The 18403-nt window shown below is 31.5% G+C and carries 15 protein-coding genes and 1 pseudogene; 5 read left to right on the top strand and 11 right to left on the bottom strand.

Annotated features, from left to right (window positions below; all coding sequences use genetic code 11):
- The first annotated feature begins 159 nt into the window (after positions 1–159).
- Positions 160–1239, top strand: coding sequence for a non-hydrolyzing UDP-N-acetylglucosamine 2-epimerase (wecB, locus tag ACOZIR_RS27435; protein ID WP_421536077.1), 1080 nt, complete (start codon positions 160–162; stop codon positions 1237–1239).
- A 78-nt stretch (positions 1240–1317) separates the two neighbouring features.
- Here wecB and ACOZIR_RS27440 read toward each other — a convergent pair whose 3' ends face one another.
- The 4 genes from ACOZIR_RS27440 to ACOZIR_RS27455 all read right to left on the bottom strand — a co-directional run bounded on the left by ACOZIR_RS27440 (position 1318) and on the right by ACOZIR_RS27455 (position 5780).
- Entirely contained in the window at positions 1318–2568 is a 1251-nt protein-coding gene (locus ACOZIR_RS27440; RefSeq protein WP_421536078.1) for a glycosyltransferase, read from the bottom strand.
- A 69-nt stretch (positions 2569–2637) separates the two neighbouring features.
- Complete coding sequence (locus ACOZIR_RS27445) at positions 2638–3936, bottom strand: D-glucuronyl C5-epimerase family protein (protein ID WP_421536079.1); 1299 nt, start codon at positions 3934–3936, stop codon at positions 2638–2640.
- A 225-nt stretch (positions 3937–4161) separates the two neighbouring features.
- Positions 4162–4839 carry a DapH/DapD/GlmU-related protein gene (locus tag ACOZIR_RS27450; RefSeq protein ID WP_421536080.1) on the bottom strand — a complete coding sequence of 226 codons (678 nt, stop codon included), beginning with the start codon at positions 4837–4839 and terminating at the stop codon, positions 4162–4164.
- A 20-nt stretch (positions 4840–4859) separates the two neighbouring features.
- On the bottom strand, positions 4860–5780 hold the full coding sequence (locus ACOZIR_RS27455) for a glycosyltransferase (RefSeq protein WP_421536081.1): 921 nt from the start codon (positions 5778–5780) through the stop codon (positions 4860–4862).
- Positions 5781–5937: 157 nt separating this feature from the next.
- On the opposite strand from ACOZIR_RS27455, the gene ACOZIR_RS27460 reads away from it, so the two are divergent.
- Complete coding sequence (locus tag ACOZIR_RS27460) at positions 5938–6906, top strand: Gfo/Idh/MocA family protein (RefSeq protein WP_421536082.1); 969 nt, start codon at positions 5938–5940, stop codon at positions 6904–6906.
- Between the two features lie 306 nt (positions 6907–7212).
- Here ACOZIR_RS27460 and ACOZIR_RS27465 read toward each other — a convergent pair whose 3' ends face one another.
- The 3 genes from ACOZIR_RS27465 to ACOZIR_RS27475 form a co-directional block, all read right to left on the bottom strand.
- The gene (locus ACOZIR_RS27465; RefSeq protein WP_421536083.1) at positions 7213–7788 is read right to left on the bottom strand and encodes a MerR family transcriptional regulator; all 576 of its coding nucleotides are present in this window, start codon (positions 7786–7788) and stop codon (positions 7213–7215) included.
- A 1178-nt stretch (positions 7789–8966) separates the two neighbouring features.
- Positions 8967–9959 (bottom strand): tyrosine-type recombinase/integrase, encoded by a 993-nt coding sequence (locus ACOZIR_RS27470; protein WP_421536084.1) that lies wholly within the window; start codon positions 9957–9959, stop codon positions 8967–8969.
- A 118-nt stretch (positions 9960–10077) separates the two neighbouring features.
- The gene (locus ACOZIR_RS27475; protein WP_421536085.1) at positions 10078–11472 is read right to left on the bottom strand and encodes a replication initiation protein; all 1395 of its coding nucleotides are present in this window, start codon (positions 11470–11472) and stop codon (positions 10078–10080) included.
- 974 nt (positions 11473–12446) lie between these two features.
- On the opposite strand from ACOZIR_RS27475, the gene ACOZIR_RS27480 reads away from it, so the two are divergent.
- Both ACOZIR_RS27480 and ACOZIR_RS27485 read left to right on the top strand, forming a co-directional pair.
- Positions 12447–13346 carry a transcriptional regulator gene (locus tag ACOZIR_RS27480; RefSeq protein ID WP_421536086.1) on the top strand — a complete coding sequence of 300 codons (900 nt, stop codon included), beginning with the start codon at positions 12447–12449 and terminating at the stop codon, positions 13344–13346.
- A gap of 310 nt (positions 13347–13656) precedes the next feature.
- Positions 13657–14360 (top strand): annotated as a pseudogene (locus ACOZIR_RS27485) (IS6 family transposase).
- Between the two features lie 62 nt (positions 14361–14422).
- On the opposite strand, the gene ACOZIR_RS27490 reads toward ACOZIR_RS27485, so the two are convergent.
- The 3 genes from ACOZIR_RS27490 to ACOZIR_RS27500 all read right to left on the bottom strand — a co-directional run bounded on the left by ACOZIR_RS27490 (position 14423) and on the right by ACOZIR_RS27500 (position 15437).
- Positions 14423–14707 carry a hypothetical protein gene (locus ACOZIR_RS27490; protein ID WP_421536087.1) on the bottom strand — a complete coding sequence of 95 codons (285 nt, stop codon included), beginning with the start codon at positions 14705–14707 and terminating at the stop codon, positions 14423–14425.
- Between the two features lie 50 nt (positions 14708–14757).
- Positions 14758–15078 (bottom strand): hypothetical protein, encoded by a 321-nt coding sequence (locus tag ACOZIR_RS27495; RefSeq protein WP_421536088.1) that lies wholly within the window; start codon positions 15076–15078, stop codon positions 14758–14760.
- A gap of 101 nt (positions 15079–15179) precedes the next feature.
- Positions 15180–15437: a hypothetical protein gene (locus ACOZIR_RS27500; protein WP_074898697.1), complete on the bottom strand. Its 258-nt coding sequence runs from the start codon at positions 15435–15437 to the stop codon at positions 15180–15182.
- Positions 15438–17416: 1979 nt separating this feature from the next.
- Between ACOZIR_RS27500 and ACOZIR_RS27505 the strand changes: the two genes are divergently transcribed.
- Positions 17417–17617, top strand: a complete 201-nt coding sequence (locus ACOZIR_RS27505) for a cold-shock protein (RefSeq protein WP_074684490.1) — start codon at positions 17417–17419, stop codon at positions 17615–17617.
- 174 nt (positions 17618–17791) lie between these two features.
- Here ACOZIR_RS27505 and ACOZIR_RS27510 read toward each other — a convergent pair whose 3' ends face one another.
- Positions 17792–17992 (bottom strand): cold-inducible protein YdjO-related protein, encoded by a 201-nt coding sequence (locus ACOZIR_RS27510; protein ID WP_421536089.1) that lies wholly within the window; start codon positions 17990–17992, stop codon positions 17792–17794.
- Between the last annotated feature and the right edge of the window lie 411 nt (positions 17993–18403).

Genomic DNA, 18403 nt, shown 5'->3' on the forward strand with positions numbered 1-18403 from the left:
ATTTTATTATCTTTTGATGAAGTTTTTAAATGAAAAATATAAGGATGTCTTCATAAATAGCAAGAGTAAAAGAATTCAACAATTATTATAAACATTAATACTATGTAAGAGCTAAAAAATAAAGAATAAAAATTTAAACAAGTGAAAGGAGAAGTGTCAATGAAGGTTATGACAGTTATAGGTGCAAGACCGCAATTTATCAAGGCCTGTATGTTGTCAAAGTTATTTCATAATGATTCAAAAATAAAGGAAATATTAGTACACACAGGTCAACACTATGATTCCAACATGTCTGATATTTTTTTTAAACAGTTACAAATTCCTAAACCAAATTATCACCTTGGAGTAGGATCTGATTCACATGGAAAGCAAACAGGTAAAATGCTTATAGAAATTGAAAATATTATTTTAACTGAAAAACCTGATATTGTTCTTGTGTATGGGGATACAAACTCTACACTTGCAGGAAGTTTAGCAGCTTCAAAACTTAATATTCCTATCGCACATGTTGAGTCTGGACTACGAAGTTTTAATAAAAAAATGCCTGAGGAATTAAATCGTTTGTTAACAGATCACCTTTCTACTTGGCTATTCTGCCCTACGGAAGAGGCTATAAAAAACTTGAAATGTGAAGGTATAGAAAAAGGTGTGTATCTCACAGGGGATATTATGTATGATGCTACATTACATTATAGAGATATTGCGCTTAATCATTCAGACATCCTTTCACAATTAAAACTTAGTCCAGGAGATTATTACCTCGCTACTATTCATAGAGCTGAGAACACAGATAACCTCAACAAACTACAAGCATTACTTATGGCGTTAGGTGAACTAGATAAGAGTGTGGTACTTCCTTTACATCCTCGAACGAAGAATAAAATTGAGTTTTGGAATTTAAAAAAATTCCTTTCTCCTTCTAACATTAAAGTTATTGAACCCCTAGATTATTTTGACATGCTAGCCTTAGAAAGCACGGCAGAAATTATTTTAACAGATTCAGGTGGAGTGCAAAAAGAGGCGTATATGCTTGAAGTTCCCTGTATTACACTTAGAGACGAAACGGAATGGACAGAAACTGTTCAAGCCGGTTGGAATACTCTGGTCAATAGCTTGGATTATAATACTATCTTAAAGAGTGTATCAGATGTAAGAGTACCTAGTACTCATCCTTCTCTTTTTGGAGATGGAGAAACTGCCAAGAAAATATATAATATTTTGTTAACTTATAAATCCTAAGACAAAAGTATATATAGAAAGTTTTAAGATAAAGAAGAAATTTTCTCTTTAAAGAAACCTTAAAGAGAAAATTTTTTCTTAAAAAGTGAACTTATTTTGTCTTCCATCTAATAATGAATTATAAATATTCAATAACTCTTTCTCCATTCTATCCCAGCTATACAATTTTTCCATAACTTTTCGTGCGTTAATACTCATTGTTTTTAGTTTATTTCTATTTTTATTTAAATAAAGAAAGGCTTCGGCGTAATCCTCTGCAGTGGCTTTAACTGTATTAATTACAAGTCCACAGTTATGTGTTTTTATAAACTTTTCCATTTCATGACATTTGTTAACAACAACAGGAATCCCATTATTTAAATAACTAAAAAATTTATTTGGAAGAGCATAAGAACGATTCAAAGAATTTTGTAAATCATCAAAGTCAATCCAACCTATGTCTACATCCTTCATATGGTTCGAAATAGCGTGATAATCAACCCATCCCGTTAATTGAATATTTTCTTTTATGTTATCTGGGATGGAGAGTGTGTGCCCATGTAAGACACCCCCTATTATTTTAAAACTGAAATCAATTTCTTTTGAACAATCTTCTGTTAGTTTGAATATTTTATCTCTACTGCCTTTTCTATCGTCTGCAATATGTCCTTCATAGCAGACAGTTAATCTAGGCTGATCGTAGTTTCTTTGTATATAGTTTTGCTCCAATGGGGGAGAATTATAAATTATTTCTATAGGGAGTAGGGGCTTTTTTGCAATATACCAGGATTTTATAGAATGAGAAACTGTAATAAGTTGATCAATTTCTTCAATCATGGTATCTAATAGTTTTAGCATCTCTGTTTTTTTCGTTTGCGTTAAAATTCTGTTGTCTAAAGGGTCAGGTATGAGGTCATGACTATCGAAAATTAATTTTATATTTTTACTCTCTATGTTTTTCGTCATTCTTTTAATCCCAATTCCTGCGTATAAAGAAGCTAACTCATGAGCATGATAAATATCTGCTTTTTCTTCAAGTCCAAGCTTAGTAAGAGGATTATTAAATAGTGAATGATTATTCTTTTCGAGGTTTTTATTCATTTCTGAAGCAGACGGTTTAAAGTCTTCTAAGTTGTAAGTTACAATTTTAATTCCCTCATGTATAAAGGTCTTTTCAAGAAACTTTTTATCGAATGGTTTCTTGTCAACATCAAACAAAGTTCCTTTAATTTTTGGAACAATCATGGTGACGTCATAGCCATTTCTCTGTAAAGACTTAGCTTCCTTTTTAAAAATTCTTGAGTCTAAAAAAGAATGGGTATGAACTAACATACATATTTTTTTGTTCATTTTGCACCTCCATTTAAATTATATGCCTTTAATCAAAACTTGATTTTTTGACTTTTAGTAGATAAAATTTTAGCTCCCTTGATAAGGCGATTTTTCTAATCCATCGTATAAAGGGTCATTGATCCATGATTCTGTATATTTTTTCCATTTAGTTGCGTAATCCAGTAGTTGTTTGTTGTTAGTAATCTTATAGAAATAATTCAGTTTATCAATGTGTATAAAATGATACACATTATGCCATTTTGCACCGAACTGTTTAAATGTAGTAGGAATTCCAATTGCATCTAATGGCTCCCATGGAAGACTGACTTTAATATTATTTAAACCTTTTTGAAGGGATACTTCTTTAATAAAATGATATGAAGCACTCTTTTGTGGTTCTACAATTTTAGTGGGGAAATATTGTGGTTGTGCAATAAATATTTGAATTTTAGCTGTGCTAGGACTAAATAATTTAATAGAAAGTTCATTTTCTTTAGGATATGAGAATCTACTCAATAATACTTTTAGTAAAGCCGTATTTTTTCTAGTTAATATTTTTCCGTTTTTTTGAAGTACAGAAGAACCTTCAATAAAATTCTCATATCTCTTCTTAGAATCAACTTTTAATTCATAACTATCCTCATCAGGGACATTGAGATCTACTCTTTGTAATTCAAATTGGGTAGAAGGAGAGAATAACTTAATTGTTGTCATTCCATTTAATGTATATCTCGAATTAGCAAAAGATGGAGCATCATATAGAGGAAGTAACTTGCTTAGAGTTAATAAATTATCTTTCCAAAAACTCTCTGCTTCAGCGTCTTGTAATATATCTGTATAATTTTTAATTGAAGATATGGTTGAAAGCCATCCATTTAATACATACCCATTTGGAGACATAGGATATTCTTGAATACTGGGACCTTTTGAAGAATTATGAAATACTCCTCCTAATGAAACCGGGATTTTTAAACTTGCATATACCTTTTTTGCAGCATCTTTATAAATCGAATTGTTAGTTGATTTGTAGACTTGAGCAAAAACTTCTGCATAATAACTTTGGGTTAAACCTGAATAGTATTCCTTACTTGTAGAATTAAAGGGACTCCCCTTTTTATACCAAAATACAAGGGTGTTTCTAAATGTATCCATTCTATGAATGGCAGCATTAGCTACTTTAATAGCAGCATCCTGATACTTAGTTTCTTTTGTTTTGTTGTATTGAAATAAGTAATCTCTTATTACGTAAATACCGTAAATTGGATGGTGATGTGTTTCATTCCCTATTTCTTTTCCCGGATATCCATCATCTAAAAAGTTAATTTTATATCTATCTTTGCTTATAGCTGATAAACGAGGTGTAAATTTTGGCATTTTATCGTTCATTTTTATCCTCCTAAAAGGTTAATAAGGTTTAATTTCACCATACCTACCTATTGGTATGTGAAAATATGTTATTTTATCATATCAATAAAAGTGGTTCTTGGAAAAGTTAAGTACCAAAGTAATTTATAAAAGCTCACATATAATTAAAAAATTTATATTGATTTCTAGTTTGTATGTATAATAAATATTTGCATCTAGTTGTTATATTTAGGAATGTGGCTTTTTTTACTTTATTTTTCTGGCTGCTACTCCAACAAATACCTCATAGTCATTTATATTTTTTGTCACTACAGATCCCGCGCCCACCAAGCTTTCAGATCCGATTACTACATTGGGTAAAAGTGAAGCATTATTTCCTATTTTAGCTCCCTTTTTTATATAAGGACCTTTTAATTTATATTCTTTCTTTCCCATATATTTATCATTAGACATAGAAACACAGGGACCAATAAAAACATCATCTTCTAGAACTGTATCACCTGTGATATAGGCAAGAGTTTGAATAGTGCAACTTTTTCCTATAGTTGAGTTAAGTTCTATGATTGCTGCTCTTCCTATAATTGTTCCATTATTAATTGAGACATTTTCCCTTATACTTGCATGATCTCCAATAAATACATCTTTGGAAATAATACTACCGAGATATATAGAAACTAAATTTCCAATTTTTACATTATCTCCAATAACTAAATTCTTATGGCTATCAGTAACTTTACGCATTTTATAATTACTCTTTGCTTGTATTCCTAATACACTATTTGCTCCAATTTCTACACTATTTCCTATTTGGGTACCCTCTAAGATAACTGTATTGTGACCAATAATTACATTTTCACCAATCTTTACATTGTTCTCAATAACAACGTTATTCCCTATTTTTGCGCTTTTAGGTATATGAGACATCCAAGAACCTCCCTGAACTTTTATGAAAGAATAGCTTCAATTCTCTCTACAAGCTGTTGAGCTCTAAATTGAAGTGAATGATTTTGATGTACAAATTGGTAGCCCTGTTCAGTAATCTGCTCTCGGTCGTTTACATTAGTTAAATAATACGCTGCTTTATCTTTAAAATTATTTTCATTAATTGCAACAAAATGGATTCCAGGTATAAAACCAAGGTCTTCTAGCTCTTTAAAAGTTGGGGCAAGAAGTAGAGATTTACAGGCTAATGCTTGAAAATATTTTTTTACGGGATATTCAAACACCGAGGGACAAGTAAAGAAAATTTTCGACTTATTAATCTCTTTTGCATATTTCTTTCCAATGTATAGTTGTTTTTCTTCCTCTTTACTAAATTCTCGGTAACCAGGATGACTATGATAGATAAAATCCGTACTTTCCTTATAATCCTGAAGTATTTTTTGTCTTAGTGGATAAAAGTCATTGACTGCCCCCATCATTAATAAATTTATCGTTTTCTTAAGCCCATAGTCCTTACACACCTCTGTATTCACAAAATGAGGAAACCATTCCACTTTGTTTGTATATTCCGGATAAATCTCACAGAATTTTTTTCTTGTTACTGAAAAAAGATAAGGGATACTACTTTTTCTTATATAATGTCTCCTTGTTTCTTTAAATCTGTGCACATCATTAATTAGTAATCCAATAGGTATATCTACTGAAGAAAGTCCTTTAATAAGTGGAAACATCTGATCACCAATATCGTTTAATAATAAAATAAAATCAGGTTTAGTTTTAATTTTATTTAATATCTCATTTATTCTTCCTGAATTTCTGAACAAAGTTAAATTAGTAATTTTTTTTAATTCATTTTCTAAAAAGTAATAATTTTTATCTAATAAACTAGAAGTTTTGGGAGCTATAAATAATAAATTTATCAACTTTATGTTTCTTCCTTTCTTTCCATCCATATTATTTATAAATTAGATTTTGAATAAATAGTAACTGAATTTTAGATTATCTAGTATAAAAGTCCAGTCCTTTTCTCACAGCTTACATAAAATATGTTAGCAAGTTATGTAGAGTGGAGGATTTTTCATGAAAGTTGGTGTAATTGGGACGGGCAGTATGGGAGAAAAACATGTTCGGACATACATTGCTCTATCGGACTATTGTAACTTAACTGGCATTTATGACAATGATAAAGCAAGAACCAAAGAAATTGCAGATAAGTATGAGGTAACCCCGTTTGAATCAATTACAGAATTGTTGCAAGTAGTGGATATAGTAAGTATAGCTGTACCAACAGAATATCATTATGAAATTGGTTTATTATGTATTCAACACAAGGTTCATATGCTTATAGAAAAGCCCATCACACATACTGTTAATCAAGCAAAAGAATTGATTCAGAATGCAAAAGAAAAAGGATTAAAAATTCAAGTTGGTCATATTGAATTATATAATCCTCTAATTAATATACTCAAACATATGCTGATTAATGAGAAAGTTATTGCCTTTGATGTTCATCGGATGAGCTCAGATGATCAAAGGTTAAAAAAGGTAGATGTGGTGCAGGATTTAATGATTCATGACATTTACATTTTAAAAGAATTATTAAATTCCGAAATTTCAAGCTTACATGCTGTGGGACAAATGATAAATAATACTCCAAAACATGCATCTGCAATTATCAAATTTATGGGTGGAACTGTAGCTCATCTTACAGCAAGTTTTAAATCTGTAGAAAAAATTCGAACTATTCGTGTGTTTACAGACAAAAGTATTATTAGCGTAAATTTATTAAATGGAAAAATTGAGAGAATAAAAACTCCGAGTTATTATAAGAGTGTTAAAAAAGATGACACAGACATAAAAATAGTAGAAACAATTGAAGTTCCTTATAGCGATCCATTAAAATTACAATTGATAGATTTTATTAATTCTGTGAAGAATGATACTCCTCTTACAGTAAAAGGAGAAGATGGCGTAAATGCATTAGCTATATGTAATAGAATAAGTTCATGTATAAAAAATTCAGGGGAATTCAGTAAAGATGGAGATTAGATAATAAATAAAAATCACTTAATGTAGAGCTATAATGCTGGCAATTATCCTTTCAGAACTGAGAAAAAAAAGCACAGATAATCCTAGTGATGAGGACCTGTGCTTTTTAACGAGTTTAGTTCAATTATTTTTTATGTTTGAAAGACAATTAAACTTTCCCGCAATCAATCAGATTATAGAATTTATTTGTAATCTAGTAGTATTATAAGCAGAAAAGTTTTCTTCTTTCATAATGATGAAAATAAACTGGCTTTCATTCCACATCCAAATGTAAAATAAATAATTTAATATTTACATATGCACATATTAACGACTAAAAAGCTTATTCCAAAACCCCTTTGGTTTTGAATCTAGATTCTCTTGTGCGGCCGCTATAAGTTTTTTTGTATCGCTAATTTCACGTATTGCACTAGTCAATTTCTCATCTCGTTTTTCTAGGTTGTTTTCAATGTATTTGTCTTGATGATTGAGCTTCTCTGTAAGTTGCTTTATAAGCCTTCCTTGTTCATCTAATCGTTGTATAAGTGCAAGCTGAAATTGCTCATCTTTTTCAGAGCGATTAAGCAATTCTTGAACTTTTTCTTCAAGTGATTCTACTTTTTTCTCAAAGTTTGATTGAACCTCAACTGCTTCTGGTACAATTTCTCCTTGAAGCCACTGGTTTATCATCTTATAGCTCCAGTTTTGTTCTTGAATTCGTTTCTTAATTTCAATTAATAAATCGATGTTTTGTTTATTGTATCTTCGATGGCCACCTTCAGTTCGCTGAATCTGGAGATTAAATTCTTTCTCATATAAGCGAATTAAGTCAACACTTAAGCCAGTTAGCTTCACTGTATCTTTTAAGGTGTAAACAATTTCATCATCTAAGTTTTTAGACATTTTTCTAGGATTCTCCTTTCTATATAAAAAATCTAGAGGGTATATGACGTTGCTATAAAAGGATTAGTGGTGATTCTAGAACATAGTTACACCAGATATTAATCAAGCTTTTTGTTTCTAGTTAGATTCTAGTAATAAATGAATATTCCTTTTAACATTTTAAGTTTTTAATTTTCCCTGAAGTGTTTTTTAGATCCTCTTCTTTTCAATTCTAGATAAAATTATGAACTTTTCAAGGGGTGAAATATTTATGTAGCGCTTCAATAAGTTATATATTTAACTTGAAAACTCTTTTCTGGAATTTTTATATTTTATAAATACTATGGTTATAAGTCTAGTCTTGTTAATTAATCCTTTAGTCTGTTTGATTGTATGCAAGCGAATATAAGTTACATAAGAAGTGGTGAACTCATCGTACATAGTATTCATGAAGAAAATCTAGAGTTTCTATAACTCTTGAAACAAAAAGACATTTAGTAATTCTAGAAGGCACTTATACTAGTTTTAATTCCAGTTTCATAATCAATAAATTATTCTTATTTATTTTAGCGTAGAGATTAATCACTTTAAACTATCTAGAAAGTAATTCCATAAAAAATAAGTCCATCATGTTCTTATAGAAACATAGCACATTATAAGACATAAGAAATAAAATATTTTGTATCACTTAACTACTAGCTTTTTTGGAGAGCTTCATTTTGATACAAAAGCGAACTTACACGTTTTAAAGAACTCTATATTCTAATTAATTCATTAGATTTTCTTCAAATTTTTCTGATTCCAGTAAATAAATCTAGGTTAGTCTAAATCTCTGATAATAAAGGGATGGACCTAATTCTAGAACGTACTTTATCGAGCTTTAACTCAAGAATAGGAATTCTATTTAAATTCTAGGATAATGATTATTTAGATTGCGTTTTTATATATGTTATATTGCTAATAGTCCTTCGAGTTATACAATTCCATTGGACTCATAACATACTATTTTACTCTTTAATAAAATGATGGCCACTATTTAAAAACAACAAATTAAACTTAAGTTTAACTTGTTGTTTTTTCTATAATTAATTAAAATTCAAAAATATTATAAGTTAAACTTATTGATTTTAAATATTGATATAATGCAATTTCATGCAAAAATAAGTTCAACTTATTAAAGGATAACAAGATACCTATGCTTATTTTGATTTTAGGTATCTCTTATAACGATACAAAGCATGACGGCTAGATAAACCAAAGTAGTAAATAATGTTTTCATTTGAATGGCCTTCACAAATCTTTTTTAATATACAACTGTTCCTGAAATGGGTAGATCTCACCCTAGCTTTTATGCCTGAGCGTTTAACTTCTTTTTCAATCATACGTTTTACACCAATTAAACTAATCCTTTTAGGCTTATTTAAGTTGTAATCGTACCAATAAACCATCTTTTGAGGGTGAAAAGAAATAAATAAAGGATCGTCTGTATAATCTTTAGGCCTAAATAGTGGGGGGAGTGCTAAAAAGTAATTATATATGATTTTTTTATCTTCTTTAGAAAGCTCTAAAAGGCGGCTTCCTTTACTAGTTAGAATAGTTAATGTATTTTGACTAAAGTTAATATCCTTTATATTTAAGGATACAACCTCATTAATCGTAAGACCGTAATGAAGCATAAGAATTAATATTGAATAATTACGAGAAGCTATATATTCATGTATCTGTATTTGTGTATCTGTTAGATTTTTATGACTTATAACAGACTTCAAAAGCGCAAGGGCATCACTTTCATTAATAAAATCGCTGTCAGTTAAATCCCTCTGCTTTTTAGTTGTAGCTTTGAGTATCCCAATTTGTTCCGTGAGGTTGTAATATCTTAACAAACCATTTAAGTGTGAGGCTATACGCTTCAAATTTGCCTCAGAGGAGTTTTTTTCTTTCAGATAGGTAAAGTATTCTTTATACACTTCTTTGCCCTCTGGCAAGGTTTCTGGTGCTATATTAGAATGACGAAGATTTAACCATTCAAAAAACTTCTTCAAATCGTGAGTATACATAGAAATTGTGGAACTCTTTTTTTCAGATTCATGCAAATGTACAAGAAAACTCTGAACAATAATAGGAATCTCCAAATAGAACACATCCATTCTAGGTAAATTTAATATATCATTAGAAAATATAAAAACAAACAACACAATCCCCTAAGTCCTATCTTTCTAAAAATATTGTATATTAAATTCACCTAACAGACAAAAGTATTACACATAAAAAACACACCATAGAAGGCGTGTTAATAAAAAAGTATTATATTTAAACCTCGCTTGAAGTTTGACTCTGTAAGAAGCTTTTATAAATCTTTTGTAGTTCTTTATTTTCAAAGTCATTTACTAATCTCGGCTCAAGACCTACCTCTTGACGCTTTTTTAAGTCCTTTTTCATATTTTGCAGTACTTCTTTCATTGCTAATTCATGGGCTTTTTCTACTTCTTCTTTGGTTGGTTCTTTTGAATTTAAAACTAGCTTCTTTTTTAATTCTCGAATCCGAATAAGTATTTCTTCAAAATCCTTTTGGGTTCCATTTTCTCCAAGAAATAATTTCTGCTTTTCCTGTAATGTAGAATTCTCAAAAATCTGTTGGTTGTTATCGGCATTTTTTATAAAATCTGGGACTAGTTCTTTTCTTATAGGCTTTTTAGGTTTAATAATCTTTGATTCTTGTGATGCTTTCGCATAGTCTTTTTGAATGGACTTTATTACGTAAGAATGCGGATGAGTGATATCCCCCGTAATCAAACGATCTTGCGTGTATTTGATATTTCGTTCTACCTGCTCTTTCGTAAATTCAGATAAAACCCACTCAATTTTTTCAGGCTTAACTCCTAAGCTCACCAATTCATACTGCAACCTATTTTCTTTTTCGTTGTCTGTTAACTCTAATGGTGGCTGATTTAATTTGGGCTCTTTCTCTTTAACAGAGCTAACACCGTTCAATGTAGGCGAACTATCAATAATAAATTCTATGGATGTTACTTTTCTACCTGTTTTTATTTCGACGAATTCAAAGCGGATATCCGTTTTATTGTTAATTTCCTTTTGAGCCACTGCTAGTACTTTACTTTTAAAATGGCCGTACTGTTTATACTTAGTAGGTTCAATAGCTAAAAAATGACGTAGCTCTTCCAGAGTTAGCTCTCTTTTTCGCAGACGTTCATATTGCTTAAGCAACTCATAAATACGAATTGAATAGACCGAATTGAGTCTCACTACATTTTCTAATTGATACGATGTAAATTTTTCTTTAAGCTCTAAAAACAGATACTTTAAGCTAGGATGAAATTGTAATGTTATATAGCCTTCATTTTCTTCGTAGATAGACGTAATTACCCAGTTGTAATTTCTTTGTCTGCCTTTTTCTTTTATCGTAAGAACTTTTGTTTGAAGACCATTCACGATTTCTTTTAAGTATGAGTAAAAACCTGTACCTTTCCTGTTTCCTACGATTTCAATAAAATCTTTAGCTCGAAATCTATATGTCTTTAAAGTTTCATCATTAGGTTGAACTTTAGATGCCATAATTAAAAGGATTCTTTGTTCCTGTAAAGACAGTTTATATGTACTCTCAATGAGGATGTTTGATTTTGTTACCCAATTTTTTATATTTATACTTTCCAGGTCATATGGTTGAACTACATTTGATCTCTTCATAAAATCCCCCATATTTTTCTAAACTATCACTAAAATATCATAAAAGTGATACTGTGTAAATTTCCATCTCGAGCGTAGCCTGTCCTTGTAATTTAAATATCACGCAAAATAGGTGATACTTTATAAGGCCTTTTATTCTTAGAAAGATTAATTAATCTTGATTTATTGCCTTAAATCATACAATTCATGCGCAAAATTGGTGATACTTAAGGTATGTCTACGTTTCTTACGCAAAATTGGTGATAGTTAAGAAATGTCTACATTCCTCGCGCAAAATTAGTGATACTTATAACCATATATAGGGGGAATACGCAAAATTAGTGATAGTTCGCGCAAAATTAGTGATAGTTTCACGCAAAATTAGTGATAGTTTCACGCAAAATTAGTGATAGTTCGCGCAAAATTAGTGATAGTTCGCGCAAAATTAGTGATAGTTTAGGTTGATAAAAGCTGTAACATCAATGCCTATAGAGTCTCTAAAACAATAAAACAATAAAACAAATATATAAAACAATATGTAAAACAGAAAAACAACTGTAGGGGTTATGCTATAATTTATAGATTTTAAAATTAGTTAAGGAAAAAACATGGGAATATAAATTCTTACGTTAGCAGTATAGCCAAATGAAGTAACTTTTAATCATAGGTAGAATACAAAGATTTTATGAGGAGATCATGGATTCTTATTGAATTATAAGATTAATAGACGGTATAATAGAATCAACAAAACAGTGCGGAATATAAAAAGACTCCAACGTGTGCAAGTGGTGCGCCAACACCCTTACACCGTTAACCCTAAACACACTAGGGAAAACACCTGTCGAAGCCTTATTACTTAAATTTAGTTACGCCTTCATTTTATAGGATAATTAGATTTATTTCAAGGGCTTAGTCTATACAAAAAGACGACATCGTTTTCCTTTTTTATGGGATGCGATGTCTTTTTTTGTTCCTAAAAAGGAGAGGTTAGACTAATGCCTATTACACGTATGCTTACGGCAGAAGAATTTGACTATATGAAAAACTATCAAAGTTACATAGAGGATCTTTCCCAACATCAATCTATGAAACGAAACTTACTGAAAGAAATTATAAATCTTTACGGAGAAAAGTATTATCGTCTCCACGAAGGAACTAGGAAAGCTTTGGACAGGCTTTGTTGGTTTGCTGCAGAAAAAGGGTTTTGCTTTCCTGGCAGTACATATTTGGGTCACACATATGAAAAGTCAAAAGGAACAATCGATCGTCATTTAAGAGAACTACGAAAACAAGGACAAATTGTTACTGTTTATCGTCGCTGTCCACGTAACAACGGGAAGGGGAATCCAGTACACTTATTTGTCAACCATCCTTATTTTGATCACTGGGTTAATTATTTACAGCTTAATTTAGAGTCTGATGTTGACGCAGATGTTGACGCAGAAAATGAGAAAAGTGTTTGGGAGAGTAAGGATAGAGATACAAAAAAATGTTCTACCTATAATTTATCTCTAAAAGATTTTAATAAATACATACGTAATAATGTCAATGTTAATCTTTCATCTGATTATGTCCCATCTTGTATTCCAGCTTCGTTTAAGGAAGCTGTCCAGCCGTTTTTTAACTATGCAGATGATATTTATCATCTATGGGGGAAGGTTCGGTTAGCACACAAAATAAGCCATCTAGAGTGGCCTGTTGAGGATTTAGTGTCAATTGCTGTTCAATCATTTAAAGAAACCGTGTTTGCTTATAAAAGAAACCGGATAAAGACAACCTTTGAAGCCTATTTTTTTGGGACTTTAAGAGGTTTATTCACTGCTGAACGAAGAAGAGAAGTTCAAAGGAATAAAGCTAATCCCTTACTCTATAACTTTTTAGACTTAGATGCTTAATTTAGTTATCATGTATGCTATTTTTCTCTATAGACTGTAGATTATTAGGGGAGTAGCTTGTCATAATTGGATAGATTAATAGTGATTTGATTCCACCTATTGTAGACAAAATAATCCCTTTAAAAGCCTGTTATACAAGCATTTAATAAATAGAATAAAATTTAAATTGTTATCGTCTGACTATCAAATAAATTATTTGATGGTAGAGGTTACTTGTTTGGTTCTGGTGCAAGAATTTCAAAATATCTGCAAGTAATCTCTTAAACTTGAACATACTGATACTAGTACCATGAAGAAGGACGTAATCAGTATGGAAAAGGAAAGCTTGTTCAAATGGAAACATTATCAACCAGATCTTATTTTATTAACCGTGTGATAATACCTGCGGTATGACCTCAGTTTTCGTGATTTAGTCGAAATGTTGGAAGAACATGGATTATCCATTACTCATACAACCATCATGCGCTTGGTTCATTAGTATGGTTTTGACATTAGATGAGCAGGTTCGTTGTTATCTTAAGACAACCAATGATTCTTGGTAAGTGGATGAGACATATGTGTAGATTAAAGGACAATGGATGTACCTCTATCGGGCCATTGATCCGAAGGAAAATACGATTGATCTTTATTTGAGTAAAACAAGAAATCACAAGGCTGCAAAGCGCTGTTTATAGAAAGCTTTGTGTTCTTTCATGTTTCAAAGTCTCGTATCATAACCGTCGATAAGAATCCAGCTTCTCCTGTGGCTATTGAGGAGCTGAAGAAAAAAAAGATGCCTGTAGGCATTCAAATAAGGAAAGTCAAATATCTGAATAACATCGTAGAACAAGATCATCAGTTTATTAAAAAGCGAGTTCGTTCAATGTTAGGAATGAAATCCTTTCGTACAGCCAAATCTATTCTTTCTAGAATAGAAACGATGCATATCATTAAAAAAAGACAACTTGTTTACAGGACAAGTGTGTCCAAAATCAAGAGAAGTTCATTCATCAACTGTTTGGATTAGCTGCATGAGTACAAATTCCACTAGTAATCTATATACCTGTTTTAGTCGAATGTAATGTTTGCACCAGAACCTATTGCTCTTCTCGATAGTTTACCATTGCTTGGTCAATTTGAGGGCTCTCACCAGCTTTTTTAAACGTTAGCATTAAATCATAAACCTTTGTTCGTGCCTTACGTACCAAACGCAGCAAAACCAATAAATCATACGTATGAAAGCATGCAAGTTCATTAACAGGTTTTTCAACGTCCTCTAAGACCACAAATTCTTTTAGTTTCGGTCTTTTTATATTTAAACTAGCCCCACAAAAAGAGCAGCTATCTTCTAATCCTTCTGTCTCACAATAACTATGTATCAAGCTATATTCACCTCGGTTACTAAAAGGAAAAGGTAGGCTTAAAGGCTATTTTAGCTTTTAGGGTATTCCTTATCCAGCCGTTTTTGTTGTTGATTCAAAATACGTTCCCCTACAACTTTTTTAGCAAGTTTAGTTGCTTCTAGTTCTAGAAGATCCGTTGTCATAATCGCATCATAGCCATGGTGAAAATACAATCCATTCATGAACTCGATAAGAATTTGTGTATTCTTATCTGCGCTATTTGTTCCTAATCGAATCTCTTTCAGTTCACTTTTTAATACATCATGAAGATTTTCACTAACCGTTTCCGTAATGTAATCTAACAACCATTCTTTCTTTTTTTCTTCTCGATACTTTTTACAGATATCCATAATCGCTTCTCCTGGAAAACGAAGCTTTTGCTAAGCCATATAATCTTGGATGTATTGATCTGTTTCTTTATCAAGTGTAATCATACGTCGTTGTGTTTCCATTACTCCTCTACATCTCCCATCAGTTCATATATGATGTCGTTCATCTTTTCAATTGATATCGCACATTGTTTCATCATTTCGATGTTCTGATCAATGATCGCTTCTAATCTTTTTTCTCTTGCTACTTGCTCATCAAAAAAAGCTAATACTTCGAATTGTTCTTTCAAAAACTTTTGGCGAGACATCCCATTTTCTTTCGCTAGCTCATCAACTTTTTGCATAGCAACCGGATCAATATTTCGTAAAAAGATATCCATGAAATCATTCCTTTTCTATCAAATTGCAAAATTTCCAGTACAAGTGGAGAAGAGCATAAGGGGTTTTTGCTACCACAGAGTGTGATAGGCTAGGCAGAGCCTAGCAAAACCATGATATCATGCAAAATCTTCAAGGAACCCCCTCAGCGTACCCTCAAATTGAAGAATAGTCTCTTCAGAGACCCCTCAGTAGTCACAACATTTGTGCCAGAAACCCCCTCGCCGCACCCTCATATTTGATGAATGTCCCCTCAAGGGTCACTTCATTTTGAAGTAGTTTTTAAAAAAATAAGACAGAAGCAAACGATCTCTTTTTATTTTTTTCGCACGTTCATGGTCAAAAAGTCCATTTCCTTTTGCTTACTCTACAAGGGATTTACGCATGTTTTTTTATGAGTTATAAAACCATTTTTATTCTATAAAAGATTACCGTTCTAAAAAAATAAACATTCACAAGAAATTGATATTTATTTTTTTATGTTCACATGATTTAGAAAAAGATTTTATAAAAAAGAAAATGAAAAGCTATGGAAAAGTCGAGAAAGAACCAAAAATTGAATGAAAAGCAACAAGATTTAGCCATGAAGTGAAAAAACACATGGGGACGCAAAGGGGACATGGCCCCAAAACAGGGGGACATAAAGGGGACATTGAGGTTTTAAGGGGGGACGTAAAAGGGACGTACACCAAAAAAGGGGACGTAAAGGGGACATTAAGCGACTTTCTTTGATATCACGGTTTTGCTAGGCTCTGCCTAGCCTATCACACCCTGTGATAGCAAAAACCCCTTATGCTCTTCTTCTCTCTTTTGTAGTGGGGAACCACAATTTACAGGAAAAGAACGAATATTATGGATCTGTTTTTACGAAATATTGATCCAGTTGCAGTTAAAAAAATAGACGAAAGAGAAAAAGGAAAAAAAGGGTTTCTTGCCAAGGTTTCTTTAAAAGTCATTCTAAAAAGGAGGAGGTACTGTGAAGGATAAAGGATTATGACAAAGTGGAAAAATAGAAATCATAAATTAGATTTTCGAAACTTTTTGCACGGAATAGTGGAGCACATTCTAAAAAAACGGAGTACAACACAGGAAATGGAACGTTAAAAAAAGCAAAAGTTTGAGAGCAAGGGAAGGAGTGAAAGGTCCTCTTTTTCCATACTACGATGGTAGAAGGGGGGGAGAAGAAGCAAGCAATCGAAAGCTGTTTTATGATTCCTCTTTTTTATAATTAGTTGAAATATCCCATATAACACAAACGGGATGTAAACGATTATACACCCCGCCATGTGAAGAAGGAAAATCAGCTTTTAATGCAGTATATGATCTTTAAGAAACACCGCATTTACGTAATTGCATTGCCTAATGAAACAGTAACTTGAAAAAGTATATTCTCTTTAACAAACACCTCATTTAAGCATTGAGCTAAAAAATATAATATGAACGAAATCGTTCTTGGTCTGGGACAAACACCTCATTTGTGTAGTTATAAATGAACATTATTGTCTACCCATTATATATATTCTTACTACGTTCATGACTACCATCCCCTTATGAATCAAACATACATCGATTTACAATAAGGTTTTCTGAAATATGTCTGCTGTAGACATCTCATCCCAAATGTAAGAAGCTTTGCAATGATTAGTTGTAATCAATCACTTGTTTTCCTTCTTCGCTATATAGAATATCCCAAGGACTTATTTGTAATTCAGCAAAGTAAAAGGTTTTTTTGGATTGAATGTACCCTTATTTATAAAGCAGGTTAAACAATGAAGTCTTATGGTGAATAGATGAAATTTGTTAAAATTGGTATTTTTTTATTTACTATTAATCTTACTATATGGTACACTCCACATAACTTATTTTTGTTCGGTGTATTGAGAAGAGAAAAGGTTAATAAGAAGTTTTTTCTCTTTAAAGAGTATGTTTGGCGAGAATGGTAATACACTTGTGGAGCATTCCACAGCAGGAGGCAACAATTATGACAGAAGGTACAGTAAAATGGTTTAATGCAGAAAAAGGTTTCGGTTTCATCGAAGTTGAAGGCGGAGACGATGTATTCGTACATTTCAGCGCAATCCAAGGTGAAGGTTTCAAATCATTAGAAGAAGGCCAAAAGGTTACTTTTGATGTTGAGCAAGGTCAACGTGGAGCGCAAGCTGCTAACGTTCACAAAGCATAATTGAAAGTAATCACAAAAAAAGACTCCTGCAAAGGAGTCTTTTTTTACGGTCTTGTAAGTGGAAAATATGATTTACCTACTATCTATTACTTCAAATAGAAAGTAAATATGGATATATAAATGAAATTTTTACGTATAAGTAATGTTTAATCTGTTTAAAACCGTAGGCGTACATTATTTTTTATGAAGATTACGGGAGACTTTATCAATAAGGCGTTTTTTATTTTTCATCTGACTTTTACACAAGGGGCATTTCTGATGGCTATCGTAAGAGAAATCTTTTCTCATCCAGCCTTTACATTCTTCTTTCGTACATTCCCAAATTTCTGTTTCTTCTTGAACCGGAGGCTCTTGATTTTTTCTACTATAATACATATTGATCACTATTCCTCTCTTTATAAGTATGCCTGATAAAGAGGATATAAATACTTTATATCTTTTACGCCGTTCATATTTTAGTAGGATCAATTTCATAGTTGAAAATAAGAGTGAAAAAGTGAAACATGGATAGTAAGGTATAACAATCAATGTTTGATGAATAGTTGTTATTGTAATGTGTAAAATACAACGGAAATAAAAAATGATTTTTTAGAAAAACTATTGACGTTTCATTTAATATGTTTTATTATTATAAAGCGTCGTTGAAACGACAACTTATTCTACGGAATATTGAACTTTGAAAACTGAACAAAGCGACAAACGTCAACGTTAATTTTTATTTTTTAAATTGAGCAAGTCAAACATTTCTTCGGAGAGTTTGATCCTGGCTCAGGATGAACGCTGGCG

Origin of the sequence: Priestia sp. D3YE.R1, from assembly GCF_049199565.1 — a bacterium.
In the GTDB taxonomy this organism is placed as follows: Bacteria; Bacillota; Bacilli; order Bacillales; family Bacillaceae_H; genus Priestia; species Priestia aryabhattai.